Genomic DNA, 385 nt, shown 5'->3' with positions numbered 1-385 from the left:
AGGTAGGCATGCAAACGATCCAGAAAAGCAGCAACCTGTAAAAAATCGGGCAATGGTTCAAAAAGGTGATAGTACTTTTCGTGGGGAAGGTTGCCCTGAACATCAATATTACCCACAAAAACCAGGCTGGCAAACGCCAGTATTTCTTTCTTACCCCGGCTGAATTTGGCATCCTGCATGTAGCCCTGCATAATACTAACAAAGCTGCGGGGGTCAGTGAAATCCGTATTGGCTATTTCATCAAATACCACTACATCGCGGGTGCCAACTTCACCAATCTTGCCCGTGTTCAAATTAATAAACAATTGAGCCGGCGTAGCTTTGCCTCCGGAAAGCACATGGGAGTAGTAGGAAATATTGCGGTAAAGATAGGTTTTACCTGTTT

1 protein-coding gene is annotated in these 385 nt (G+C 44.9%); it reads right to left on the bottom strand.

Features of this window, described 5'->3' with window-relative positions:
* Positions 1-385 (bottom strand): BREX system Lon protease-like protein BrxL (locus B2633_RS06185; RefSeq protein WP_483169789.1); only part of this gene is annotated, 385 nt, incomplete at both ends.

Origin of the sequence: Syntrophomonas sp. UBA1041, from assembly GCF_002316705.1 — a bacterium.
Lineage (GTDB): Bacteria > Bacillota > Syntrophomonadia > Syntrophomonadales > Syntrophomonadaceae > DTU019.
This window is presented reverse-complemented; position numbering and strand designations above follow the sequence as displayed.